The following is a 23,828-nucleotide window of genomic DNA, read 5'->3' as shown; positions in this document are numbered from 1 at the left end:
CCGTGCTGCCCGCCCGCTCGATCCGCCCGGCGAGGGCGAACCCGTGCTCCTGCAGGCCACGCAGATCGAGACCCGCGGGCGGGGCTTACGAGGTGGAGTCGATCGACCGCATGTATCTGAAGGTGTGGCGGCCTCGGCTGGCCTCCGGCGGCGGGGTGGCGGGCTTCGACCGGGGCCGCTACGCCTGGCTGGTCCGCTCATCGGCGTTCATCAACTTCTTCTACTTACTGCGTAGACGCCGAGTTCGGCCCGTTCTTCCGCAAGTTCAGCACCTACTTCCCCTACACGGCCACGCACGATCCGCGCCCACCACGTTGTCGGGCCTGCTCACGTCGCACCGGCAACAGGTCGGTCGACCTTGACGAGGGCAAGCGGGCGCAGTTGCAGGCGCGGGGGCCGGGCTGCGTTGCCCGCAGGGCCGGGCTCCCGGCCACGGCAGCGCAAAGCGGTCACCGGCGGGGCGCTGTGGTGGCGATCACCCGAGAACTGGACCAGGTCCTACGTCCTCGACCGGGTGGCGCCGGCTCGAAGCGAACTCGCCTCCACGGCGAGGGCTGTGATCTGGGCCCAGTCCCGCCGCTGTAGTGCGTCGGTCGGGGTGAGCCAGGAACCGCCGATGCAGCCGACATTGGGCAGCCGCAGGTAGGTGCTCGCAGTCTCTGGTCGGATGCTGCCGGTGGGGCAGAACCGCAACTCGGGCAAGGGCCCGTGGACGGCCTGCAGGAGGGCAGCGCCTCCGGAGGCCTCGGCGGGGAAGAGTTTCATCTCGGTGATCCCGCGTTCGGCGACGGCCATCATCTCCGAGACCGTGGAGGTGCCGGGGAGGAAGGACAGCCCGCCGGCCTCCAACGCGTCGAGCAGGGCGGGAGTCGAGCCCGGGCTGACGAGGAACCGGGCCCCGGCGTCGCGGGCCTGCGCGACCTGAGCGGGCGTGCGCACCGTGCCGATGCCGACGACCGCTTCCGGCACCTCGTTGACGATCCGGCGGCAGGCTTCGAGCGCGGCAGGTGAGCGCAGGGTGATCTCGATGGCGGGCAGCCCGCCGGCGATCAGCGCGCGGGCGAGCGGGACGGCGGTCTCGACGTCGGGGATGACGACGACGGGCAGGACCGGCGCCAGGTCGAGCGGCGAGCCGACCTCCCGGACCGGGTCCGCAAACACGCTCACCGGGCACCATCAGCAACGGAAGCGCCGATGGCGCCGGCCGTCGGATCGGTCATAGCGACGGCGGGTGCGGCCACGACCGCCCCCCGGTCGGCCGGGCCGACCACCGCGCGGAAGGCGGAAAACAGCTCCCTCCCGGTGCCCGTCACAGCGCCTTCCGGGGGACCGACAGGAGATCTGACGTCGAGGTCGGCGAGGACGTCGAGGCGGCCGGTGCGGGTGTCGAGGCGGATCGGGTCGCCGTCGCGGACGCGCGCGAGCGAGCCGCCGGCGGCGGCTTCGGGGGTGCAGTGGATCGCCGCCGGGATCGCGCCGGAGGCACCCGACATGCGCCCGTCGGTGACCAGGGCGACCCGTTGGCCGCGCGAGCGCAACACCCCGAGGACCGGGGTGAGTGCGTGCAGTTCGGGCATGCCGTTGGCGCGCGGACCCTGGTGGCGCACCACCGCCACGAGGTCGCCGGTGAGCTCGCCGGCCTCGAACGCGGCGCGCAGGTCGGCCTGGTCGTCGAAGACCCGCGCCGGGGCGGTGATCACCCGCTCGGCGTCGTCCACGGCAGACACCTTGACCACGGCGCGGCCGAGGTTGCCGTGCAGCATCCGCAGCCCGCCGTCCGGGGCGAACGGATCGTCGACCGGGCGCAGGACCTCGCGGTCCGCGGTCTCGGCGGGGCCGTCCCGCCACTTGAGCCCATCCCGGTCGAGGTGGGGTGCGCGGCGGTAGTCGTCGAGCCCTTTGCCGACGACGGTGGTCACATCGGGGTGCAGCAGCCCGGCATCGAGCAACGACCCGATCAGCACGGCGGTGCCGCCGGCGGCGTGGAAGTGGTTCACGTCAGCCGCCCCGTTGGGGTAGATCCGGGCGAGCAGCGGGACGACGGCGGACAGCTTGTCGAAGTCGTCCCAGGTCAGGTCGATGCCGGCGGCCCCGGCGATGGCGACCAGGTGCAGGGTGTGGTTGGTCGAGCCGCCAGTGGCCAGCAGCGCGACGACACCGTTGACCACCGCGCGTTCGTCGACGACGTCGCCCATCGCGCCGAGGCCCTCGCGCGCGTTGACCAGGGCTTGCTGGGCCGCGGCGGCGGTCAGTGCGTCGCGGAGCGGGGTGTTCGGGGGCACGAAGCTCGCGCCGGGCAGGTGCAGCCCCATGACTTCCATGAGCAGCTGGTTGGAGTTGGCGGTGCCGTAGAAGGTGCAGGTCCCGGGGCTGTGGTAGCTCCGGGTCTCGGCCTCGAGCAACTCGTCGCGTCCGATCTCCCCGGCGGCGTGTCGGCGGCGGATGCGGCTCTTCTCGGCGTTCGGTAGCCCGCTGCCCATCGGGCCGGCTGGGACCAGGACGGTGGGCAGGTGGCCGAAGGCCAGGCCGCCCATGACCAGCCCCGGCACGATCTTGTCGCAGACCCCGAGCAGCAGCGCGGCGTCGAACATGTCGTGGGACAGCGCGACCGCGGTGGACAGCGCGATGACGTCGCGGCTGAACAACGACAGCTCCATCCCGGCCCGGCCCTGGGTGATGCCGTCACACATGGCGGGCACTCCCCCGGCGACCTGGGCGACTCCGCCGGCGTCGCGCACCGCCGTCTTGATCATCTCCGGGAAGTCGGCGAAGGGCTGGTGGGCCGAGAGCATGTCGTTGTAGGAGGTCACGACGGCGACGTTGGTCGGGGACGCGGGCGGGGCCCCGGTGCCGACGGCGAGCAGCCGCGACCGGTCCTCGGCGCCGCAGGCGGCTACGCCGTGCGCCAGGTTGGCGCAGCCCAGCCCGGAACGGGCCGACCCCTGCTCGCCGCGGGCCGCCGCCTCGCGGACCTGGCGCAGGTAGGCCGAGCGACGCGCAGCACTTCGGGCACGGATCCGGTCGCTCACTGCTCGGACCGTGGGGTGCAGATCAGCGACGGCGTGGCGCTGATCCGAGCGCCTCTTCGAGGCAGCCTGGTGGGAGTCGGGTGTGGTCATGGCGCGTCGGGTCCTCTCATGGGGACGATTGACGGGCAGGACGTGCACAGGGCCGTGCCGGTCGGTGTAGGCACGGAGTCGTGGGGTGTTCAGTCGTCCTCGTCGCCGTGCCAGGTGCGGCCGTCGCGCTCGATGAGCGCGGTGGCGGCGACGGGGCCGGAGGTGCCGGCCGGGTAGGGACGTGGCCCCCGGGGGGATCCGCGCCAGGCGTCGAGGATGGGTTCGATCCAGGTCCAGGCGGCCTCGATCTCGTCGCGGCGCATGAACAAGGTGGGGTTGCCGCGCAGGACGTCCATGAGCAGCCGCTCGTAGGCGTCGGGTAGGCGCTGGTTGAAAGTGGCGGCAAAGCTGAGGTCGAGCGCGGCCGGGTGCAGCCGGATACCGCCGGGACCCGGATGCTTCGCGGCCAGATGCAGCCGGACACCCTCGTCGGGCTGTAGCCGCAGCACCAGCCGGTTGGGCGGGGCGGTGGCCCCGTCGAGCTGCGGGAAGACCGGGTGCGGGACCGGGCGGAACTGCACCATGATCTCCGAGGCCCGCCGATCCATCCGCTTGCCGGTGCGCAGATAGAACGGCACCCCGGCCCAGCGCCAGTTCTGCACCTCGGCGCGCAGTGCCACGAAGGTCTCGGTGCCGCTCGGGCCGGAGGCTTCGGCCCCAGCCTGATCCAGCTCGGCCCGGTAGCCGGGCACCGCAGTGCCGTCGACGAGGCCGGGCCCGTACTGGCCGCGGACCGTGTAGCGGTGCACGTCCTCGCCGGTGAGCGGGGCGAGCGCCCGCAGCACCTTGAGCTTCTCGTCGCGGACGGCGTCGCGGTCCAGGCGCGCCGGCGACTCCATCGCGACCAGACACAACAGCTGCAGCAGGTGGTTCTGCACCATGTCGCGCAGCGCACCTGAGCCGTCGTAGTAGTCGGCACGGCTGCCGGCCCCGACCGACTCGGCCACCGAGATCTGCACGTGGTCGATGCCGGTGGCGTTCCACAGCGGCTCGAACAGACTGTTGGCGAAGCGCAGCACCAGCAGGTTCTGCACCGTCTCCTTGCCCAGGTAGTGGTCGATGCGGAAGATCTGGTCCTCGGTGAACACCGCCCCGACCTCGTCGTTGATCTGTTGGGCGGAGGCGAGGTCGTGGCCCAGCGGTTTCTCCAGAACGACCCGGGAACGCTCGTCGACCAGGCCGTTGTGCCGGGCCCCGGCCGAGACCGGGCCGAACAGCCGCGGTGCGCAGGCCAGGTACAGCACCCGGATCCGGTGATCCGGTGGACCGATCAGGGCGACGAGGTCGCTCCAGTCCTGCGGATCGGACACATCCAGCGCGACGTGATGCAGCCGCCGCAGAAAGCGGTGATCGACTGCGTGCGGGTCATCGGACCGGTCGCCCGCGATCGTGCGCAGCTCCGCCGACACCTTGTCCCGGTAACCGTCGTGATCGAGCCCGGCGCGGGAGACCGCGACGATGCGGGTGTCCTCGGCGAGCTGCCCGGCGTGGTCGCGCTGGAGCAGGGCAGGGAGCAGTTTGCGCATCGCGAGGTCACCGGTCCCGCCGACCACGACGACGTCGGCGGAGAGGGGTGCGTGCGACATGGACGGCCTCCTCGAGGCGGTCGACAGCGGTCCACCATGGCGGACCCGGACGCAGTTCGGAACTCTAGAAGCTACTCTTAGGTATTGGAAGTACTTATTAGGTCCAGGTCGCGGCCGCTCCGCTGCGCGAGCCGGCGCTACTGGGAGCAGATAGCCAAGGACCTGCGGCCGGTCTACACCACGCCCACCGAGGCGCGGCCCAGGCGCGCTTCGCCGAGACCTGAGGTGGGCAGGCTGCCGCGCCCTGCCAGGAAAGCCAGGCCGCTGCAGCGCTTGGCGTCGTACTTCTTCAGCAGGCTGCTGACGTGGAACTTGACCGTGGTGGGCTGATACACAGGGCGTGGGCGATCTCGCTGAAGGATGCGAGGAACGTCGAGGACGCCCTGGCTGGCGGCGCTGGCTCCGCGGGAATCTTTGAGGTCCATGCCCGCACAGAGCACCGGCCCAGCGTGGGTCACGACGATCACCCGGACGGCAGGTCGGTGGTGGCGAGGTCGAGCGCCTCGATCAGCTCGGGCCGCAGCTGAGCGGACAGCGCGTTGCGCTCGGCGGGTGAGTCGAGGGTGATTGTGGCCAGCTCCGCCTCGGCCGCGCACCAGCCGAGGAGCCATCACCGGCTCGCCCGCTCGCCGGTGGCACTGCGCAGCGGGGCATCGGTCGCCTCCCGGACATCGCCATCGGTGACTCCGGGGGCAGTCTCGACGAGGACGAGCCCGTCGCCGGTGACGTCGAGGACGGCGAGATCGGTGATGATCCGATCGACCACGCCCAAGCCGGTGTAGGGAAGCGTGCTCTCCGTGAGGATCTTCGGTGAGCCCTCGCCGCCGACGCCTCACGGAACCGACTCTGACCGGCGGCCTGCCGTTCTTCGGCGGCGCGGGCATCAACCACTTCATGCACGGCCCGGCCGAGACGTGCAACGCGCCTGCCACCCCGGTCACCTACGGCTTCGTCGGCGCCAACGCGCGGAGCTGTCCTGCAGTCCGAGGATCTTCCAGTGGCCGCCGCCGTTGACCCCTGTGGCGAGCCAGGCGTGCATGTTGATCCGAGGACCGCACCGACACCGTCGACCGCTCGCGCGACCCGGGCGAGCAGGCGAAGTCCGCGCCTGATCGTGGCGACGAGTGGGCGGTGGTCCGGAGCCTCTGCCCGCCGGGGTGCGCCCCGGCGGGCACACCCTCAGACCGAGCGAGAACCGCCTACTCGTCGGTGAGCGTGCCCAGTGTGCGCAAGTTCAGGTAGTCGCCGAGGGTCAGCCCGACGTCGCCGAAGTTCAGAACATCGCCCTCGGCCATCGAGAACTGCTCCATGGCGGCGAGCTGGAAGGTGCCGTCCTCGGCAGGGACGGTTTCGAAGAAGAGCTTGCGGACCCCGGACGGGGTGAGCAGGTGCGCGATGCGCTCAGACATCCGCGGAACGTACCCGCGCCGCTCGACGGCACTCCGCGACGTGGGTCACTCCGTCGCGCGGATCACTCGTCACGCGGCCAGAGCCCGCCGATCCAGCCGACGGCCATCTCGCAGGTGATCGTCAAGATGTCGCCGGCCTTGAGCGTGGGGTCGGCTGAAGGCCCGCCGCCGCTCTCCCCGATGCCTATGCGCACAGATTGTTGGTCGGGCTCGCCCCTCAGGGCGCTCCCGGATGTGCGGTCGGAAGGCCGGCCGACTCGGCCGCACCCAGCAGCCCGCGGTCGTAGGTGACGAACGCCGTGAGGTGCTTGCCGAACACGCCGCGAGCAGTGGCCAGATGGATCGCGTCGAGCGACCGCAGGTCGGGATCGGGGTAGGCCGCCGCGGCGGCGCGCACCGTCTCGTCGATCTCGTAGCGCGCCACCCTGGCCAGGGCCGCCGGGACGTCCACGAGGAGTGCGGGCTCGACTCGGCGCAAGGCGCGGGGCAGTTCGACCTCGACCAGCACCGAGGACACCCACGGCTGGTCGGCCCGCGCGTCGAGCCAGTCGGCCAGCGCGCTGCTCTCCGGTTCCGGGCGGACCAGCTTCACCAGCGCCGCGGTGTCGAGATAGATCATCGCCGGTGTCAGTAGCGTTCCTCGTCACGCAGCTCGCGCAGCAGCTCGCCCGCCTCCCGATCACGGCGCACCGGACCGGCAGGCCGCGGTGCCGGGCCAGTGATCGTGGCCGGAACCAGCTTGCCGGTGGCGAGCCATTCGCCCAGCGGGTGGCCCTGGGCGGGAAGCAGCCGGGCCACGACCGTGCCCCGTTCGGTGATGTCGATCGGCTCGCCGAGCTTGACGCGAGCCAGCACCGCGGCGGTGTTCTGGTTCAACTCGCGGACCGGCACTTCCGACATGCACCAACTGTACTACCTGCCCGTAGTACAATCCGGTGTGGATCTACCGAGCTGTGTCGCTCCAAGCCAATCTCGCGCGCCCCCCCGGCTGCGCACCTCTTCCCACAGGGCCCTGCCCGGGCGGTGGGCACGCGCTCAGAAAGGCTCCTGACCGAGCCTCGCGATGTCATCCTCGACCCGCTCGATAGCCGCCCGGAGCAGCTCCCTGCCCCTGGGTCCAGCGAGCCAGGGCGACGTGCTCCTCCGCCCGCTCTCGCTCCAGCCGCTCGAGCCGGTCCCGCCACCGGCGCCAGAGGGCGACGGCCCCTGGCCACGCGGCCGCCGTCACGAAACCCGCCGGATCACGTCCGGTCCCCGGGCCTGACCAGGCCGAGGTGTGTCGTCCGGGCGCTCGGTCACATCCGGCCGGACCGCGATCCGTGCCAGGTCAGGCACCGGCAGGCGTACGCCGGCAGTCACCCCGGACGTCACTGCAGCCACTCGTCCAGCTCCCATCCGGTCAGCGCGGCCGCCCGCGGGACGTCGTCGGCGAATCGCGGTAGCGCCGCGGCGCGCTCCGCGCGGGTCAGCCCGGACACGCGGCCGCTCATGTCCGGGCGGACCTGGTGCCGGGACACCCCGGCCACGATGCCGGTCTCGACCCCGAGGAACCGGCACAACCTGTCCGCGGTGCCGGCGGGATCGTCGCGGATCTCCCGGTAGCGCAGCAGCACCTGCTCGCGCGGGAACAGCGAGAGCAGGTGCTCGAGCTGGGCGCCGTAGCGGCACTGAGCGGTGTAGTGCCAGAAGTGCGCCCAGCCCGCGGCGATCCGCTCCTCCTCGCCCTCCAGCGCGCGCAGGAAGTCGGACTCCGGCTCGAGGTCGGCGCCGCGCAGGTGCGCCCAGTTCGAGTGCGCCCGCTCGACCGGGTCGCGCAGTGGAACGAGACCGTGAACTGTGTCGGGCTCTGCACGGTCGTGCCCGCGTACCCGGCGAGGTAGTCCTTCGGCAGCGTGCCGCGGACACCGATCTGCGGGACCCGGTCGAAGTTGGCCTTGACCGCGTTCGCATCCAGCGGCGTGCCGTCGGAGAACGTCACCCCGGACCGGAGGGTGAACGTGTAGCTCTTCGCATCCGGCGCGGTCTGCCACGAGGTGGCCAGCCACGGCTTCAGCTCACCTGTCTCCGGGTCCTGGTCGGTCAGCGAGTCGACGACCTGGCGCAGCGAGTAGATCGTGTCGTTGCTGCCGACCTGCTGCGGATCGACGCAGCCCTGGTCGCTCGACACGGCGAACCGCAGGGTGCCACCGGGTTGCGGCGCCGGCCGCGGGGGCGGCGGCACCGCCACACGTGACCAGGGCGAGGGCCGAGGCGGTGAGCAGTGCCGGGAGGAGGGCACGGCGGGATCGGGGGGTCATGCTCGTCCTTCGGGGAGGCCGGGCCGCCGGCGGCCCGGAACGGCAGGGGGCGGACCGGGTCAGCACAGGCGCGGGGTGCGCTGCAGCGCCGAGCGGGCGACCGCCAGGAGCTGGGCCACTGAGCTCGGAGCTTGCGCCGGGGCCGGCCTCGGGTGCCGCGAATCGGTGGGACCGCGTCGAGCAGCGGCAGCAGCTGGGTGATGTCGTGGCGGGCCCGTCGGTCAGTGTGACCGCGAGCGGCAGGCCGTGCCTGTCGACGATCAGGTGGTGCTTGGAGCCGGGGTGGCCGCGGTTGACCGGGTACGACCGACATGGTTCCCCGTTGAGGCGTGCACAGGCGTGGCGTCGACCGCGAGCCGGTCCAGGTCGAGGAGCCCGGCGGCGCGCAGCTCGGCGAGCAGCAGCTCGTGGAGGCCGACCACCCCCCGGCCTCGGTCCAGTCCCGCACCCGCCGCCAGCAGGGCACCCGGAGCAGCCGATCACCGCCGCGGACAGCTTGTTCCAGGTGATGCCCGTCCGCAGCACGTAGACGATCCCGGCCGGCGAGACCCGGTCGTCCACCGGCAGCCGCCCGGGGAACCGGCGCCGCCGCGGTGGTCGTGCGGGCAGTAGCGGCGCGACCCGCACCCACAACGACTCCCGGAACAAGATCCTCCACCACGGCCCGACAACCTGGCCGAGTTCAACGGTTGTCTACAGCAGACACATCGAGATCCTTCTGGAACGAGCTCTTACTCCCGTTCAGCGCCTATCGGTCATCCGGCCGATTGGGCAGACCCCTTCTTCGAGCAGTAGCTCACCGTATGACCTTTCGGCCTTCGCCCGACCAGACATCCACGCCCGTAGCTGAACGGAGGAAGGGCCGGAACAGTTGTCCCGACCCTTCGCCAAAGGCCTGTGCGCCGGTCATGCGCATTCGGCGCAGTTCAGGGCCGCGGCTGCCTCCCCCGCGGTGCTCCGTGCCCGCGGGCGATCTCGGAGATCGCGACACCGGCGCGCTTCGGGGGCCACGGCAGCACCTCCGGGACATTCGCGACGTTGGAGGAACGGAGTCCGTTGACGATTCTGGAACGAAGGGGCGGGCACGCGGCACCTGGATGAATCTCAGTGCTGACTGGCGGACGCGGCGGCGCCCATATCGACGTCTCGGGTCTCCGGGCCGAGGAGGGCACCGACTGTGATGAGGAGTCCGCCGATCGCCATCAGGATCGCCGAGGCGTAGGTGGGACTGAACAGGTCGCCGAGGCCGACGAGGTAGTAGGCGTAGAACGCCGGGATCACCAGGGCGAGGCTGTAGCCGATGCCATACCCGGTGGATCGCAGCGCGGCAGGGAATCGTTCCGTCATGTACGCGGCGATGGGGCCGAAGGCCAGGATCCCCACCACGAAGGCCACCGACAGCAACAGGACGGCCAAGCCGAAGCCGGGCGCGGTGGCCGCCGCGAGCAGTGCCGTGGCACCGGCACCGACGACGGCGACGAGTAGCCCGACTCCGATGTAGAAGGGTCGCCGGCCGATGCGCTGGCTCAGCAGCCCGGCCACCGGGTAGGTCACGGCGCTCGCGGCGGAGGCGATGATCAAGGCGACGGTCAGCTGGGTCGGGGTGAGGCCGGCGACCTTGGAGGTGAGGCCGGGAAGCACCGAGGCGGAGATGTTCAGGGCGATCCAGATCCCGGTCATGAGGACGAAGACCTGGAGCAGGCTGCGCCTGTTGGTGCCGGTGAACAGCTGGCGCAGCGGGGACACGCGCTTGGCCCCGGGTTCTGCGTTCTCCCACGCCTGGGACTCGGGAACCTGGCGGACGAAGTAGACCAGGAAGGCGACCGCGAGCCCGGCACCGAGGAAGAAGGGGATCCGCCAGCCCCACACGGCATACGGGGAGTCCGCCGCGCCGGCGGGGAAGATCTGCAGCAGCAGGAGGGTGAGCGCGGAGATCAGGCACAGCGCCCCGGGGGAGGTCATCGTGATCAGCCCGCTGGCCAGACCGCGCCGGCGTTTCGGTGTCCACTCCATGGCGAGGGGGATCGCCGCGGTGTACTCACCGCCCAGGAACACCCCGTCCACCAGGCGCAGCAGGATCAGCAGGCCGATGCCCCAGAGCCCGACGCTGGCATACCCCGGCAGCAGCCCGATGACAAGTGTGGTGACCGCGATCCCGGCAATGGCGATGATCGTCGCCTTGCGGCGGCCGGTGCGGTCCGCGATCACCCCGAAGATCGCGGCACCGATCGGGCGGCCGATGAGCGTGGCCGTGAAGACGAAGGCGGCGATGATCGCGGCGGTGCCGGCGTTGAGGTTCTTCGGTACGAAGAAGCTCATGGCGGGGGCGAGCACGATCACGGGCAGGTAGATGTCGAACTGGTCGACGAAGTAGCCGACGATGCCGCCGATAAGGGCACGGCGCCGGTTGGCGGAGTCGTCCGTGCCGGCAGCCGGTGGTTTCAGGTTCGGGGTGTGGGCGATCTCGGTCATGGGTGTCTCCGGAGTGGACCGAGCGTTTCCGAGTAGCGGCAACGCTGCGCGCGGGAACCGAGCGGCCGTCGGCCGTCGGGAGTGGCCGCGGTCCGGCCTCGTGCAGCCGGGACCGGGGCCATGAGTGTGCGTTCAGAGCAGAGCGGTGAAGTCCTGCGGGAAGTGGTGTTCGCCCCCGAGCTCCTTGCTCAGCTCGTAGGCGGTGCCGGCGAGGTCGCGCCACGCGGGGCCGGGTGTCTCGACGGGCAGGGTGCGGGCGGTGCCGATCACGGCGATGGTCGCGCAGATCCCTGACTCGTCGAAGACGGGCGCCCCCACGGCGGTGATGTCCGAGTCGAGGATGTGGGTGGACGCCAGACCCGTCTCTCGGGCGCGTTCCACCCCCTCGACCAGGGCCCGGCGCCCCGCGCCGGCCACGGAGGCCACCAGTCGATCGGCCCGCAGCTGGTCGGCCATGAACGCCAGGAAGACCTGGCACTGGGCCGAGTCGACCGGGAGTTGGTGGCCGACCCGCACCGACACGACGACGGGATTGCTGTTGTCCTCCTCGACCCGGGCGACAACAGGTCCGCTAGCCCCCCACAGGCTCAGGGCCGACGACAGCCCGGTCGCGTGTGCCAGGCCCACCAGGTGCGGAGGGGCCAGCTCGACGACGGCGCGCCGGCCCAGCGAGAAGGCCCCGAGCTGGACGAGCAGCCCACCGGGCACGAAGGCCGCGCCGTCGCGGCTACGCTCCAGCAGCCCCGCTGAGACCAGCGAGGCGAAGTAGCGGTGGGTCGTGGTGCGGTTCAGACCGAGCGCGGCCGCGGCGTCCGCCACCGTCAGCGTCGGACGGTCCGGGCGGAACAACCCGAGGATCTGGCTCGCGCGCGTCACGGCCTGGATGTCTCCCTGCGAGGCATCCGCGCGCCTGGCTACCGACTCCGTCATCGCCATCCGTTCGTCATGTGAACCGTGAGTTCGCCATACGGTAGGGGGTCGGGTTGCTCACTGGCAAGCCCTGCGCCAGAGAAGTGCATCTCACGCCGCGGCCTTGCCGTGGTTCGCGTGTGTGTGTCACGCTGGCGTTGTTCACGAAGCGAACTTCGAGTCGCACGATGTGAACGAGAGCGGCGGTGTTGCCCCCCGGGCGGCCGACGTCTCGACCATCGTGATCGGCCTCGAGTACCGAGGAGCCCGCCATGGCCTACGGCCCAGACGACCCCCGCAGCCAGCTCGCCGCGTCGACGGTGCGCGCCGCGGAGCCGAACGCGCCCGCGCAGTACCTCGACTTCACCGCGCTGGCACCGGACGAGATCAGCGATCAGGGCAGCCGTACCTGGTGGGTGCGCGGGCAGAACTTCGCGCTGTCCTACACCCACGCCCGGGCCGGGGAGGCACTGCAGCACAGCGGCCAGCCGGACGAGTACGTGGTGCTTTTCCCGCACGACAGTGCCGTCGCCAAACTCACCGCCGGCAGCGACGAGGCCGCCGTGCAGGGGGCCACCATGGTCGTGGTCCCGCCCGGGGACAGCCGCGTCGAGGTCACCGCGGACACCGCGGTCGTCCGGCTGTTCTCCGCGGCCTCCCCCGACTTGCTGGCGCGCTGCCGCAACCACGCCGACTACGCCGAGCCGCACCCCAACGTCGCCCCGTTCGCGCCCTGGCCGGATCCCGTCGACGGACCCGCGCTGCGCGTCTACCCGGTCGCCGCGCACCCCTACGAGCAGGGCCGCTTCGGCCGGCTGTTCCGGTGCAGCACCTTCATGGTGAACCTGTTCGACCCGGACTTCGGCCCGCGCGACCCCGCCAAGCTCTCCCCCCATCACCACGACGACTTCGAGCAGTGCTCGCTCGCCGTCGACGGCCAGTACGTCCACCACATCCGCAACCCGTGGACCCCGGACATGGCCGACTGGCGCGACGACGAACACGTGCACGTCGCCAGCCCGTCGGTCACGATCATCCCGCCACCGTCCGTGCACACCAGCCAGTCCGTCGGCCAGGTCCGCAACCAGCTCATCGACATCTTCTGCCCGCCGCGCCACGACTTCTCCGCCAAGCCCGGCTGGGTGATCAACGCCGCCGAGTACCCCGTGCCGGAGCAGTCATGACCACCTCGTTCCACGAGCTGCTCGCCTCGCTCGACCGGACCGCCTTCGGCACCTGGGTCAAACTGCCCACCGTCGACAGCGTCGAGCTGCTGGCCCACGCCGGCTTCGACTTCCTCGTCGTGGACATGGAGCATTCCCCGCTCGACATGCTCACCGTGCACCAGCTGCTCGGCGCGGCCCGCGGCTACGGGCTACCGGCCCTGGTCCGGGTCCCGGACCGGACGCCGTCGACGATCTCGCGTGTCCTCGACTCCGGGGCCGCAGGAGTGCTCGTCCCCCATGTCGACACCGCGGCCGACGCCCGGACCGTCGTCTCCGCCGGCCGGTTCCCGCCGCACGGCACCCGCGGCTACGGCCCCACCGTCCGCGCCGGCGCGTGGGGCGCCGACGTGCCCGGCTACCGCACCTCGGGCGAAGAGATCGCTGTGATCCCGCAGCTGGAGAGCCGGGAGGCGATCGACGCCGTACGCGAGATCGGTGTGGTCGACGGGCTCGCCGCGCTGTTCGTCGGGCCCGCCGACCTCGCCGTGGCCACAGGTCTCGCCGCCGGGTCGCCGGCGTTCGCCGGGCTGCTCGACGACGTGGCCAGCGCCGCGAAGGAGCTGGAGCTTCCGCTCGGCACCGCCGTCGGCACCGCGGCGGCCGCGCGCGAGCTCGCCACCCACCACGACTTCGTGATGATCTCCAACGACGCCTCGATGCTCGGCCAGGCCGCACGCGCCCTCGTGGCCGACGCCCGCGGTCGCTGACCAGAAATCCACGACACCTCTGAGCACCTCTCAACCGCCGGCCACCGGCGAGATCGGACAAGGAACGACCATGACCACAGACGCGATCGACCAGGTCCTCGACGGGCTCGTCGACATGCACTGCCACTCCGGGCCCTCCCCGATGCCGCGCGAGTTCGACCACGCCGGCGGCGCCCGCGACGGCTGGGAACGGCTCCGGATGCGCGCGATGGTCGCCAAGTGCCACCACCACAACACCCAGATGGACGTGCTCGCCCAGCGCCCGCTGCTGGCCGACATCCCGACCGAGGTCATCGGAGCGGTCGCGCTCAACTCCACCGTCGGCGGCCTGAACCTCGCCCAGGTCCAGCTCTGCCTCGGCCTGGGCGGCAAGGTCGTCTACCTGCCGACCGTGTCCTCCGGGCGACACATCGACTGCCACGCCGAAAACCTCGGCTTCCCCACCCCGACCGTCAAACTCACCGCCCAGCGCATCGAGGTCGTCCGCGACGGCACGGTCGTCCCTGAGCTCGAGCCGATCTTCGGCCTGATCGCCGAGCACGACGCCGTCCTCAACGGTGGACACCTGCACCCCGAGGACATCAGCGCGTGCTTCGCCGCCGCACGCGAGCGCGGAGTCCGCAAGTTCGTCGTCTCCCACCCCGACTTCGTCATCGGAGCCGACCCCCGACAGTGCTCCAGCTACATCGAGCACGGCGCGCTGATCGAACACGAGCTCCACATGTACGACCCGGGCGCGACGATGCGCTGGCCCGTCGAGCAGCTGATGAACTGGATCTCCGCGCTCGGCCCCGAGAACACCCTGATCGGGTCGGACCTCGGCCAGGCCGGATTCCCCCGCCCCGTGGACGCGTTCCGTCGGGTCGCCGAAGCCCTGCTCGACCTCGGCCTGCCCGAGAAGGACCTCCGCCGCATCGTGTACGACAACCCCCGCGAGCTGCTCTCGCTCACCGACTGAGCGGAGCAGCTGCCGAACCGGCCGCACGCGGGAGGGTGTCGTCCCCGGCACCGCCCGGACCTCCTATCTCAGCGCGGCCGGGCACCCGGCTGCTCGATGCGAGTGGACGCGGCCGGACAGCACCTCCTGCCGCCGGCCCTGACTGCGCTGCAGCACCATCACCAGGAACGCCGAAAGAGGAGGAATCGCGCCGCGGGCCAGCGAGCTGCTAGAACTCCCCATCGATTCTTCGCCAGTCGGGCACCTGAGCGGGACGTGCCCCCGCGGCGCCGCGGCTAGTGCGATTCGCGGGGTACGCCGGCGCCGCTCGCGCCGACGAGGAAATCGAGATCGGCGCCGCGGTCGGCCTGCAGGACGTGCTCGGTGTAGAGCCGGGTCCAGCCGCGGGTAGCGGCCGGGGGCGGCGGGGTCCAGGCGGTTCGCCGGTCGGCCAGCTCCACCTCGTCGACTTTGAGGGTCAGGCGACGGCCGGGCACGTCGAGGGTGACGACGTCCCCGGTGCGGACCAGGGCGAGCGGTCCACCGACGGCCGCCTCCGGTGCGACGTGCAGCACGACGGTGCCGTACGCGGTGCCGGACATGCGGCCGTCGCTGATGCGCACCATGTCCCGGATCCCACGCCGCAGCAGCGCCGCGGGCAGCGGGACGTTCCCGACCTCGGGCATGCCCGGGTACCCGCGCGGCCCACTGTTGCGAACGACCAGCACGGTGTCCTCGTCGACCGGCAGGTCCGGGTCGGAGGCGACGGCGTGGTAGGCCTCGGGCGAGTCGAACACCAGGGCAGGGCCGCGGTGGCGCAGCAGGTGCGGCGAGGCGGCGGACTGCTTGATCACCGCGCCGTCGGGCGCGAGGTTGCCGCGCAGCACCGCGGTGCCGCTGCCGGCGGGCTGGAACGGCTCGGCGAGCGTCCGGATCACCTCCCGGTTCCAGCACGCGGCATCGGCGACGTTGTCCCCCACGGTGCGCCCGGTGATCGTGAGCGCCTTGACGTGCAGCAGGTCGCCCAGCTCGCGCATCACCGCGGGCAGTCCCCCGGCGTAGCAGAAGTCCTCCATGAGGTAGCGGCCCGAGGGCTGCAGGTCGAGCAGGGTCGGCACGTCACGGGCCAGCGCGTCGAAGTCGTCGAGAGCGAGCTCGACGCCGAGCCGGCCGGCGATCGCCAGCAGGTGGATCAGCGCGTTGGTCGAGCCGCCGATCGCGGCGTTGACCCGGATGGCGTTCTCGAACGCCTCGCGGGTCATGACCTGCGACGGGCGCAGGTCCTCCGCGACCAGCCCGACGACCCTCCGACCGGCCTGCTGCGCGGTCTCGTACCGGCGGGCGTCCACGGCGGGCCAGGTGGCCGAGTAGGGCAGCTGCATACCCAGGGCCTCGGCCATCGAGGCCATCGTGGAGGCGGTACCCATGGTCATGCAGTGCCCGTTGGACCGGGCCATGCACCCCTCGGCGAAGCGGCACTCCTCCTCGCTCATCCGGCCCGCGGCGAGCTCCTCCTCGAACCGCCACACCTGCGTGCCGGAGCCGACGTCACGGCCCTGGTACTTGCCGTTGAGCATGGGCCCGCCGGTGACCATCAACGCCGGAAGGTCCACACTCGCCGCCGCCATGAGCAGGCCCGGGGTGGTCTTGTCGCAACCCGAGAGGAGCACGACGCCGTCGAGCGGGTTGGCGCGGATGAGCTCCTCGGCCTCCATGGCCAGCAGGTTGCGATAGAGCATCGCGGTGGGCCGCAGCAGAGTCTCCCCCAGCGCCATCGCCGGGAACTCCAGCGGCAGCCCTCCGGCCTCCCACACCCCACGCTTGACCGACTCGGCCACGCGGTGCAGGTGGGCGTTGCACGGCGCCAGCTCCGACCAGGTGGTGGCGATCCCGACCACCGGGCGACCGTCGAAGACGTCGCCCGGCCGCCCCTGGTTGCGCATCCAGGACCGGTGCACCATGCCGGTGCGCCCCGAGGCGGCGAACCAGGCCGCGCTGCGCCGCGTCACCGCCGAGCCGCCCGGGTGGCATCCGTGGCAGGAACCTGCTTACGCGGGTTGGCCCGACCCCGGACCGTCAGCATGACGAGCCCGGCCAGCAGCAACGCCACGGCGAGCACGATCGACGTGGACAGGAAGCTCCCGCCGCTGGCGTCCTGCAGAACGCCGCCGAGGTAGGGGCCGAGGAACCCACCCAGGTTGCCCAGCGCGTTGATCAGCCCCATCGCGCCACCGGCCAGCGCCACCGGCATGGCCCGCGAGGCGCTCGCCCAGAACGGGCCGTCGTAGGCCAGCGCCCCGGCCATCGCGATGCTCACCAGAAGGATCGACAGCCACACGATGCCGCCGAGCGCGACCGAAGCCACGAGCGTGGCGGCGGCGACCACCATCGGCATCATGACGTGGAAGGCGTAGCGGCCGGTGCGGTCCGCGGCGTGCGCGTTGAGGTAGAGCGCTACGATCGCGACCAGGTACGGGATGGCGGTCAGGAGCCCGACCTGGACGCTGCTACCGCCGGTCGTGGTCTTCACCAGGTGCGGCAGCCACAGGTTCAGCCCGTAGAACCCGACCTGGATGAGGAAGTAGACCACGACCAGCCGCCACACCACACTGCTACGGAACACGTGGGAGAACCCGAGGGCACGAGGTGCATCGGCGTTCTCACGGGCCAGCGAGGTCTCGATCCAGTCCCGCTCGGCGGGTGAGACCCAGCGCGCGTCCGACGGCCGGTCGGCCACCAGCCACCACCACAGCGGCGCGGCGATCACGAACGGGAACACGCCCTCGACGAAGAACAACATCCGCCAGTCGGACCAGGACAGGATCCAGCCCGACAGCGGCGCGGTGATGATCGAGGAGATGGCGATGTTCATCATCCACACCCCGTACGCCCGGGCGCGCTCCTGCGCCGGGAACCAGTGGCTGATCAGCACCAGGATCGCGGGCCAGATCCCGCCCTCGGCCACTCCGAGCAGGAACCGGACGACCAGCAGCTCGCCGTAGGTCTGCACCAGACCGGACAGCACGGCGAACACGCCCCACACCAGGATCATGATCCCGACGAACTTCTTCGCGCTCCACCGCTCCGCCAGGTGTCCCCCGGGGATCTGCAGGAACAGGTAGCCGATGAAGAAGATGCCCCCGGCCAACCCCTGCTGGGAGGCGCTGAGGTGGAGATCATGGCCCAGGCCGGTGAAGGCGAACCCGATGTTGGTCCGGTCCATGAACGAGATGATGTAGACGATGATCGCTACCGGGATGATCCTGGACCATCGTGCTGTGCCGACGCCGGCGCCTTTGCCAGCGGTTGTCGTCATCGGTGGGCCTCCTTGTTCATTAAGACGTGCTCGGCCGCGGTCAACGGGTGTCGCTCGGCGCGGTCACGGAGCGCGGCGAGCTCTTCCTCCGGGTCGACGGTCGACCATTCCCCGGCAAACCGGCCGGAGAGGATGTCGTCGTGCAGCACGGCGCGCGGCCGCGCCGCGACGTCGTCGGTGGCCAGCCCGGTCAGCGCCCGGAGCCGGCCGCACTGGCTGGTGTGCGAGTACAGAGAATCCCGCAGGTTCCGCGCCTGGGCCGCGCCCTGGTTGCCGTAGCCGAGAATCTCGACCCTGCGTCCGTCGCGCACGCCCAGGTCGGCCGCGGCCTCGATAGAGATCCGGGCGCTCATCGCACAGGTCCGTGCTCCGCTCGACGCCTGACGCTTCACGGCTGACCGGGCCATCCCGTCCGCAGCACGGCTCGGGCACGACCCGCGACCTCGGGAGGCCTGGCTCTGCGGGCAGCACAGCCGCCTGGGCCGGCACAGAGGCCGCCAGCGCCTCCGCGAGCGGACGGTGCGGGGGCAAAGACGAAGATCCGCAGCCTGTCGAGCATGCACATCCTGAACACCTCGGCCGCAGGGATACCCCGTCCGGGCGGCGATGTACCTCGACGAAGGCCTAAAACTTCAGAGCTGCGGCTGCGCAGACGACATGGTGGTCCGTTCCGCTTTCGACGGGCTTCTGCTCAATCGATCTCATCGGTACGAGTCGGCCAGTGCCTCCGTGGCTCCCCGACGACCAACGAGGACGCGGACGAGGACCGCGAAGATTGCGACGAACCGCCCAGACGAGCAGGCTCCGGTAGAGGCTGGTGCGGGTGTCGGCGCTGAACGCCATCGAGACGAGAACCGGCACGATCGCGGCAGTGACGAGCAGCGGGAGGACGGGGACGCCCTCATCTTGAGCTGGAACGCCGGCGCCGCAGCCGGGTCGGCGTGGCCGGCCTCAGGGCCAGCGTGCCGGTCACGACGGCAGCGCCGTTGGTCGTGCCGATAGCGGGGCCTCGGGCTCTCGATCATTCGTGGACCAGGTGACCTTGCGGACCTCCACATCTAGTGGTCCAAGAACGGGACGTACTCCGACCCCGCGGCCCCGCCGTGTGGTGATCGCCGTACCCATCCGACTTGTTGATCACCGACTGCGGGTGCCGGACGCGCGCCGCGCGCTGTCGGGGTTATCGGCGCGGGCCGGGGTGGCGCCGGACGGGACCGACGCGCAGATCTGGTGTGGGCGGCGATGTGCAGGCGAACCCCCACCGGGATGTCACGGCCACCGGTGGGGCGGGTCTCGGGGCGGGTTTCGGGGTGACGCTGATGTTCGGAGGGCCGGTCAGCGAGCTGATCGCGCAGGCGGTGATTGGCGGCAATGACGGCCGCGAGCCGCTCGCGATCGGGGTGCGGCGCATCAGGGTGGCAGTCCCGCACGGCGCGCCGGTAGGCGGCCGTGATCTCCGCGGCGGTAGCGCCGGCGGTCAGCCCGATCACGGCGTAGGGCTCGGGCGGGTCAGGCGGCTGTCCGGTGTTCATTGCTGTCCGGTGCTCGTTGCTGTTCAGCGTTCCATGAGGATCAGGCCCGCATGCTTCCGGTCGCCAAGTATCGCTCGTGCCAGCCGAGCGCCTCACCGATGAGGTGCGGCGTGTGCTTGCCCGGAGACTCGGCGAGAGCGCGCTGGTAGTAGTCCTCGAGCAGGGGCCGGTAGTCCGGGTGGGCACAGCGGTCGATGATCTGGCGCGCCCGCCGTCGTGGAGCGTGGCCGCGAAGGTCGGCGAGGCCCTGCTCGGTCACCAGGACGTGCACGTCGTGCTCGGTGTGGTCGACGTGGGACACCATCGGCACGATGCTGGAGATTGCGCCGGCCTTCGCAGTCGACGAGGTCAGGAAGAGCGAGATGTAGGCGTTGCGGGCGAAGTCGCCCGAGCCACCGATACCGTTCTGGATCTGGCTGCCCATCAGGTGGGTGCTGTTGATGTTGCCGTAGAGGTCGGCCTCGATGATGCCGTTCATGGCGAGGACACCGAGCCGGCGCACCACCTCGGGATGGTTACTGATCTCCTGCGGCCGCAGCACGATCCGGTCCCGGTAAGCAGCTGCGTTCGCGTTGATCTCCTCGGCGGCCACGGGGCTCAACGAGAACGCCGTGGCCGACGCGACGGACAGCGTTCCGGAGCGAAGCAGCCCGAGCATGCCGTCCTGGATCACCTCGGTGTAGGCGGTGAGGTTCTCGAACGGGCCCGCGCCCAGCCCGTCCAACACGGCGTTGGCCACGTTGCCAACCCCGGACTGGAGTGGCAGCAGGTTCGCGGGGAGCCGTCCGCGGGCCACCTCGTGCTCGAGGAACTCCAGCAGGTGCCCCGCGATCCGTTGCGAGGCGTCGTCGGGCTCGGTGAACGGGGTGTTGCGGTCCGGCCGGTCGGTCTCGACGACGGCCGCGATCTTCTCGGGTGGGCACACCAAATAGGGGGTGCCGATGTGGTCGCCCGGACGGGCGAGCGGGATGGGGACGCGGTGAGGCGGCAGGGCGGTGCCGTAGTAGATGTCGTGCAGGCCCTCCAGCTCGGCGCTCTGCCAGGAGTTGACTTCGACGATCACGCGCTCGGCCTGGTCGATCCAGGTCTTGTTGTTCCCGACAGAGGAGGATGGCACGAGCCGTCCGTCCTCGGTGATCCCACTGACCTCGACAAGTGCCACGTCGAGGTGGCCGAGGAAGCCCTCCCACACGAGCTGCGCGACGTGGGACAGGTGCACGTCGATGTACTCCATCAGGCCGGCGTTGATCTTCCGCCGGCTCACCGGGTCGGACTGGTAGGGCAGTCTTAGCTCGATGCCGTCGGCCTCGGCGAGAGCACCGTCCAGCTCCGGAGCGGTGGACGCGCCGGTCCACACGCTCACGCGGAACGGGGTACCGGCGGCCGTGGCTTCGGAGATCCTCCGGGCCAGGGCCAGTGGAACCGCCTTGGGGTAGCCGGCCCCGGTGAAGCCGCTCATCCCCACGTTCGCTCCCGCGGGGATCAACGCAGCCGCCGCGTCGGCCGGAACCACCTTGCGGCGCAGCTCGGCGCTCGCGACGCGCATCTCGCCCATCGACTCTCCCGCCCTCGTCGGATCCCGTCGTCCAACCCCCAACCGCAGCCAGGGCTACCCGCCGGCAGGAGGGGAAGAACCGCTTCCTGCCTCCCAAGCCGCACGAGGCCATCGCGGACGAGGCCACCGAGGCCTCGGTGGCGAGCCGGACCTGGGTGCGGATGCCGCTCTCCAGGTCCCCGGGCGCGCCCGCCCGCCTATGCGGGTGCGGACCCAGCCCCGTCGACGATCTGGCATAGAAGCCGGACCCTCCGCACCGCGCAGCTCTCGCGTCACAACTCGCTGCCCACGGCAGTGGTGATGGGGCTTCCGGTGCGCAGCGCGAGTCGAAGACTTCATGCCGGACCTGGCCGTTCACGACGGTGTAGTTCGCCTGGTCCCTCAACCTCCTCCGGTGAGGCCGTGGCGCTGCTGTCGCGTGGGGCGGCGGCCTACTCGCGGAGCGAGACGCCGCAGTGCCCGGTTCCCCACTCGAGCTGCCAGGTCTCGATCAGATCCGTTTCCGCCAGCCCATGTTCGGCGGCGATCCGATCCAGCGCAGAGCTAAGCTGCATGGCCAGGTGCAGGGCGACGTCGATCAACCCTGCACTACCGGACTCGGCCAGCACTGACTGGAGCACGTCCCGGGCCGCGGCAAGCCCACGTTCGGCGTTGTTGTCATCGGAGAGGATGGCGCGGACGGCCCTGTAAGAGGCGGTCGCGGCCGGCCCGCCAGGAAAATCGTGCTGGGCTTGCCGCCGCTCGTCCATGGCGCGCACCTCGAGGTTCATCCTGGGCTGGACGCATCGGGCCCGGCGATACCGGGCGCCTCACCCGAGCAGGGAGGGGTCGGGCCTGCTCGGGTGAGGCGCTCTGCTGGCGGCAGAGGCGAAGACTGCCGCCGGACGCGACGCCCAACCCCTCCTTCTACCGCCTGTCCGAGGCTAAAACCTCCATTGGGGTGGAGGGTCAAGGTTCATGCTGGTTAGGCTCGTTGGATGCGCATCGGGCGGCTTGCCGCGCAGACCGGGGTGCGGGTGCGAACAATCCGCTTCTACGAGCAGGTCGGGATCCTGCCCGCCCCGGCACGCACCCCCGGCGGGTTCCGCGAGTACGACGTGGATGCGGTGGCGCGGTTGCGGTTCGCCCGAGCCGCGCAGGCCCTGGGCCTGTCGCTGGCACAGATCGCTGAGATTCTGCGTCTGCGCGACCAACAGGGGCCGCCATGCGAGCACGTCGTCGAGCTGCTGCGAGACCACATCGATGCAGTCGAGCTGAAGATCAAAGAGCTGACCGCGCTGCGCGACGACCTCCGCGCCCGCGTCCCGCCGGGAACAACACCGACACCAAGCCTCTGCCAGCCCGGCCAGATCTGCTACCTCATCGAGGGCGGAGCACCCGAAGGCAGTTCTGACGTCGAGATCGACCGCTCGGCACTGCGTCCGGAGTCGAACACGGACCGCCGCGCGTAGCAGCTGTTAAGGGCCGCTCGAAGGTCGAGGCCTTTTAGAGGCCTACTCGAGGGCTACGACTGATCCCCCGACCCATCGCACTCACGCCCACTGACGACTCTCACCCGGTCGGCGCGGCGCAGCGGCCGAGATCATCGCAGGCATCGTCGATGGCACCGCGAACAATGAGAGTGGGCGGGCGGCTTCGATTCGACTTGTCTCAGGGTCGCAGCAGGACCGACGCGACCGGCCGCCGCGGCGTCGGCGCCAACGGCGCGGCGACGGGGAGCGGTACGCCGACCCTTGACTGTTCGGGTCTTTCAGGGCAGCGCAAGGATGTAACCTCTTGAGCCGGGGCCGCAGTCGATTCGTCGGGCTGCCTTGACGGACGTCGTGCGCGCGCAACCTCGCGAGTCCTAGCACGGTGAGCATGTTGCCGACCTTCGGCAAGACGATCGTCGCCAAGTCGGCCGAGAATTCCCCTTCCGCTGTCACGGCGATAGCGGCAACGTGGGCGATGCCAGCCGAGAAAGCTGGGCGAGGATGCCTCCGTTCTCCACCTCCCGTGTCGAGGCGGCAGAGATGATGCGTGGTTGAAGTGTCCGCCTACGAACGCACTCGTTTCATGGTTCCTGGCGAGCTCGCTTCAGATCCGACAGCATCTCCGATGCGCCCTCGTCTATAACAGGCGAAGCAAGGGTAGTACCAATTCCGAAGGCTGTGATGAGAAACATCTCTGGACGGAAGCGGGTCGCGAGGGAGGCATGCGACGGACTCGCACGCTGTTTGCCCGTCATGCACGAGTCGCTGACTCGAGAACGTAGGTTCCGCATCGAGCAGCTCGCCGGGCTGACGTCGAGGACCGGGGGCAGCTCGCCAAGCTCGGTGGAGGACGCCGTGCCGCAGGAGATCAATGCTGCCATCGTGGCGGGGCGCGGCGCGTACTGGCGGACATCGACCGGGCGCTGGGCGCGCTACGGCTCGGCCGCTACGGCAACTGCGAGGGCTGTTCGAGGCCGATTCCGCTGAGCATTCTGCGTGCGGTGCCGAGGACACGGTTCTGCCTGGACTGCCGGTGCGCGCCCGGTGTGGATGAGTTCCTTCGGAGCAGGGCGCCGCCGCGCTACAGCGAGGGACCTCCGGCCGCAGCAAGCCCTATCGCGTTAGCGGCGTCGTGAGCAAGGTCCACTCACTGCACCGCCGGACGTTGTAGGCGTTGCGCTGTGGGTCACGGCCGGCGTCGGCACCGTCGGTGCACCCCGGCTTGCCGTGGCCCGGCTAGTGCGAAGTCTCCCAGTTCGGCGGGGCGAGGACCGTGCTCATCCGTTCGAGT

At 70.8% G+C, this 23,828-nt stretch carries 20 protein-coding genes and 3 pseudogenes; 4 read left to right on the top strand and 19 right to left on the bottom strand.

All coding sequences use genetic code 11. From position 1 onward, the window contains the following. Positions 1 to 498: 498 nt before the first annotated feature. The 13 genes and pseudogenes from eda to LWC33_RS31635 all read right to left on the bottom strand — a co-directional run bounded on the left by eda (position 499) and on the right by LWC33_RS31635 (position 11,759). Complete coding sequence (eda, locus tag LWC33_RS31695) at positions 499 to 1,167, bottom strand: bifunctional 4-hydroxy-2-oxoglutarate aldolase/2-dehydro-3-deoxy-phosphogluconate aldolase (RefSeq protein WP_308191035.1); 669 nt, start codon at positions 1,165 to 1,167, stop codon at positions 499 to 501. Further along, on the bottom strand, positions 1,164 to 3,119 hold the full coding sequence (edd, locus tag LWC33_RS31690; RefSeq protein ID WP_255693696.1) for a phosphogluconate dehydratase: 1,956 nt from the start codon (positions 3,117 to 3,119) through the stop codon (positions 1,164 to 1,166). The genes eda and edd overlap by 4 nt, the downstream gene beginning before the upstream one ends. 89 nt (positions 3,120 to 3,208) lie before the next feature. Next, complete coding sequence (gene zwf, locus LWC33_RS31685) at positions 3,209 to 4,705, bottom strand: glucose-6-phosphate dehydrogenase (protein ID WP_233308384.1); 1,497 nt, start codon at positions 4,703 to 4,705, stop codon at positions 3,209 to 3,211. 332 nt (positions 4,706 to 5,037) lie between these two features. After that, positions 5,038 to 5,282 (bottom strand): annotated as a pseudogene (locus LWC33_RS31680) (enoyl-CoA hydratase/isomerase family protein); the annotation flags it as partial. Between the two features lie 33 nt (positions 5,283 to 5,315). Further along, positions 5,316 to 5,471 (bottom strand): hypothetical protein, encoded by a 156-nt coding sequence (locus LWC33_RS31675; RefSeq protein ID WP_308191034.1) that lies wholly within the window; start codon positions 5,469 to 5,471, stop codon positions 5,316 to 5,318. 433 nt (positions 5,472 to 5,904) lie between these two features. Beyond that, complete coding sequence (locus tag LWC33_RS31670; protein ID WP_233308383.1) at positions 5,905 to 6,114, bottom strand: hypothetical protein; 210 nt, start codon at positions 6,112 to 6,114, stop codon at positions 5,905 to 5,907. A 217-nt stretch (positions 6,115 to 6,331) separates the two neighbouring features. Next, on the bottom strand, positions 6,332 to 6,733 hold the full coding sequence (locus LWC33_RS31665) for a type II toxin-antitoxin system VapC family toxin (protein ID WP_233308382.1): 402 nt from the start codon (positions 6,731 to 6,733) through the stop codon (positions 6,332 to 6,334). An 8-nt stretch (positions 6,734 to 6,741) separates the two neighbouring features. Further along, the gene (locus LWC33_RS31660) at positions 6,742 to 7,014 is read right to left on the bottom strand and encodes a type II toxin-antitoxin system Phd/YefM family antitoxin (protein WP_233308381.1); all 273 of its coding nucleotides are present in this window, start codon (positions 7,012 to 7,014) and stop codon (positions 6,742 to 6,744) included. A gap of 467 nt (positions 7,015 to 7,481) precedes the next feature. Continuing rightward, on the bottom strand, positions 7,482 to 8,159 hold the full coding sequence (locus LWC33_RS31655; protein ID WP_372476746.1) for a sulfotransferase: 678 nt from the start codon (positions 8,157 to 8,159) through the stop codon (positions 7,482 to 7,484). Next, positions 8,051 to 8,281, bottom strand: a pseudogene (locus LWC33_RS36345) (ABC transporter substrate-binding protein); the annotation flags it as partial. The pseudogene LWC33_RS36345 and the gene LWC33_RS31655, both read right to left, overlap by 109 nt. A gap of 254 nt (positions 8,282 to 8,535) precedes the next feature. Continuing rightward, a pseudogene (locus tag LWC33_RS31645) lies at positions 8,536 to 9,072 on the bottom strand (IS5 family transposase); the annotation flags it as partial. Positions 9,073 to 9,515: 443 nt separating this feature from the next. Then, complete coding sequence (locus LWC33_RS31640; RefSeq protein ID WP_233308380.1) at positions 9,516 to 10,883, bottom strand: MFS transporter; 1,368 nt, start codon at positions 10,881 to 10,883, stop codon at positions 9,516 to 9,518. A gap of 132 nt (positions 10,884 to 11,015) precedes the next feature. After that, entirely contained in the window at positions 11,016 to 11,759 is a 744-nt protein-coding gene (locus LWC33_RS31635; protein ID WP_233308379.1) for an IclR family transcriptional regulator, read from the bottom strand. A gap of 305 nt (positions 11,760 to 12,064) precedes the next feature. Between LWC33_RS31635 and LWC33_RS31630 the strand changes: the two genes are divergently transcribed. The 3 genes from LWC33_RS31630 to LWC33_RS31620 all read left to right on the top strand — a co-directional run bounded on the left by LWC33_RS31630 (position 12,065) and on the right by LWC33_RS31620 (position 14,683). Then, positions 12,065 to 12,976: a cupin domain-containing protein gene (locus tag LWC33_RS31630; protein ID WP_233308378.1), complete on the top strand. Its 912-nt coding sequence runs from the start codon at positions 12,065 to 12,067 to the stop codon at positions 12,974 to 12,976. Further along, positions 12,973 to 13,725 carry an HpcH/HpaI aldolase family protein gene (locus LWC33_RS31625; RefSeq protein WP_233308377.1) on the top strand — a complete coding sequence of 251 codons (753 nt, stop codon included), beginning with the start codon at positions 12,973 to 12,975 and terminating at the stop codon, positions 13,723 to 13,725. The genes LWC33_RS31630 and LWC33_RS31625 overlap by 4 nt, the downstream gene beginning before the upstream one ends. 70 nt (positions 13,726 to 13,795) lie before the next feature. After that, positions 13,796 to 14,683 (top strand): DUF6282 family protein, encoded by an 888-nt coding sequence (locus LWC33_RS31620; protein WP_233308376.1) that lies wholly within the window; start codon positions 13,796 to 13,798, stop codon positions 14,681 to 14,683. A gap of 275 nt (positions 14,684 to 14,958) precedes the next feature. Here LWC33_RS31620 and LWC33_RS31615 read toward each other — a convergent pair whose 3' ends face one another. The 6 genes from LWC33_RS31615 to LWC33_RS31595 all read right to left on the bottom strand — a co-directional run bounded on the left by LWC33_RS31615 (position 14,959) and on the right by LWC33_RS31595 (position 21,814). Continuing rightward, complete coding sequence (locus tag LWC33_RS31615) at positions 14,959 to 16,671, bottom strand: IlvD/Edd family dehydratase (protein ID WP_308191033.1); 1,713 nt, start codon at positions 16,669 to 16,671, stop codon at positions 14,959 to 14,961. Continuing rightward, a complete protein-coding gene (locus tag LWC33_RS31610) occupies positions 16,668 to 17,978 on the bottom strand; it encodes an MFS transporter (RefSeq protein ID WP_233308375.1) in 1,311 nt (436 codons plus the stop codon). The genes LWC33_RS31615 and LWC33_RS31610 overlap by 4 nt, the downstream gene beginning before the upstream one ends. Further along, positions 17,975 to 18,331, bottom strand: coding sequence for a ketol-acid reductoisomerase (locus LWC33_RS31605; protein ID WP_233308374.1), 357 nt, complete (start codon positions 18,329 to 18,331; stop codon positions 17,975 to 17,977). The genes LWC33_RS31610 and LWC33_RS31605 overlap by 4 nt, the downstream gene beginning before the upstream one ends. 705 nt (positions 18,332 to 19,036) lie before the next feature. Next, positions 19,037 to 19,510, bottom strand: coding sequence for a DnaJ domain-containing protein (locus LWC33_RS36675; protein ID WP_372476742.1), 474 nt, complete (start codon positions 19,508 to 19,510; stop codon positions 19,037 to 19,039). Between the two features lie 40 nt (positions 19,511 to 19,550). Further along, entirely contained in the window at positions 19,551 to 21,065 is a 1,515-nt protein-coding gene (gene scpC / locus LWC33_RS31600; RefSeq protein ID WP_233308373.1) for a succinyl-CoA:acetate CoA-transferase ScpC, read from the bottom strand. Between the two features lie 431 nt (positions 21,066 to 21,496). Continuing rightward, complete coding sequence (locus LWC33_RS31595; protein WP_233308372.1) at positions 21,497 to 21,814, bottom strand: hypothetical protein; 318 nt, start codon at positions 21,812 to 21,814, stop codon at positions 21,497 to 21,499. Between the two features lie 228 nt (positions 21,815 to 22,042). On the opposite strand from LWC33_RS31595, the gene LWC33_RS31590 reads away from it, so the two are divergent. Then, positions 22,043 to 22,516, top strand: a complete 474-nt coding sequence (locus LWC33_RS31590; protein WP_233308371.1) for a heavy metal-responsive transcriptional regulator — start codon at positions 22,043 to 22,045, stop codon at positions 22,514 to 22,516. Positions 22,517 to 23,828 lie beyond the last annotated feature (1,312 nt).

It is taken from the genome of Pseudonocardia terrae, assembly GCF_021343995.1.
Classification (GTDB): domain Bacteria; phylum Actinomycetota; class Actinomycetes; order Mycobacteriales; family Pseudonocardiaceae; genus Pseudonocardia; species Pseudonocardia terrae.
This window is presented reverse-complemented; position numbering and strand designations above follow the sequence as displayed.

Coding starts and splice junctions, on each gene's coding strand:
- edd (WP_255693696.1), bottom strand. CDS start 3,119: ATGACCACACCCGACTCCCACCAGGCTGCCTCGAAGAGGCGCTCGGAT.
- zwf (WP_233308384.1), bottom strand. CDS start 4,705: ATGTCGCACGCACCCCTCTCCGCCGACGTCGTCGTGGTCGGCGGGACC.
- LWC33_RS31670 (WP_233308383.1), bottom strand. CDS start 6,114: ATGTCTGAGCGCATCGCGCACCTGCTCACCCCGTCCGGGGTCCGCAAG.
- LWC33_RS31665 (WP_233308382.1), bottom strand. CDS start 6,733: ATGATCTATCTCGACACCGCGGCGCTGGTGAAGCTGGTCCGCCCGGAA.
- LWC33_RS31660 (WP_233308381.1), bottom strand. CDS start 7,014: ATGTCGGAAGTGCCGGTCCGCGAGTTGAACCAGAACACCGCCGCGGTG.
- LWC33_RS31640 (WP_233308380.1), bottom strand. CDS start 10,883: ATGACCGAGATCGCCCACACCCCGAACCTGAAACCACCGGCTGCCGGC.
- LWC33_RS31630 (WP_233308378.1), top strand. CDS start 12,065: ATGGCCTACGGCCCAGACGACCCCCGCAGCCAGCTCGCCGCGTCGACG.
- LWC33_RS31625 (WP_233308377.1), top strand. CDS start 12,973: ATGACCACCTCGTTCCACGAGCTGCTCGCCTCGCTCGACCGGACCGCC.
- LWC33_RS31620 (WP_233308376.1), top strand. CDS start 13,796: ATGACCACAGACGCGATCGACCAGGTCCTCGACGGGCTCGTCGACATG.
- LWC33_RS31610 (WP_233308375.1), bottom strand. CDS start 17,978: ATGACGACAACCGCTGGCAAAGGCGCCGGCGTCGGCACAGCACGATGG.
- LWC33_RS31605 (WP_233308374.1), bottom strand. CDS start 18,331: ATGAGCGCCCGGATCTCTATCGAGGCCGCGGCCGACCTGGGCGTGCGC.
- LWC33_RS36675 (WP_372476742.1), bottom strand. CDS start 19,510: ATGAACACCGGACAGCCGCCTGACCCGCCCGAGCCCTACGCCGTGATC.
- scpC (WP_233308373.1), bottom strand. CDS start 21,065: ATGGGCGAGATGCGCGTCGCGAGCGCCGAGCTGCGCCGCAAGGTGGTT.
- LWC33_RS31595 (WP_233308372.1), bottom strand. CDS start 21,814: ATGGACGAGCGGCGGCAAGCCCAGCACGATTTTCCTGGCGGGCCGGCC.
- LWC33_RS31590 (WP_233308371.1), top strand. CDS start 22,043: ATGCGCATCGGGCGGCTTGCCGCGCAGACCGGGGTGCGGGTGCGAACA.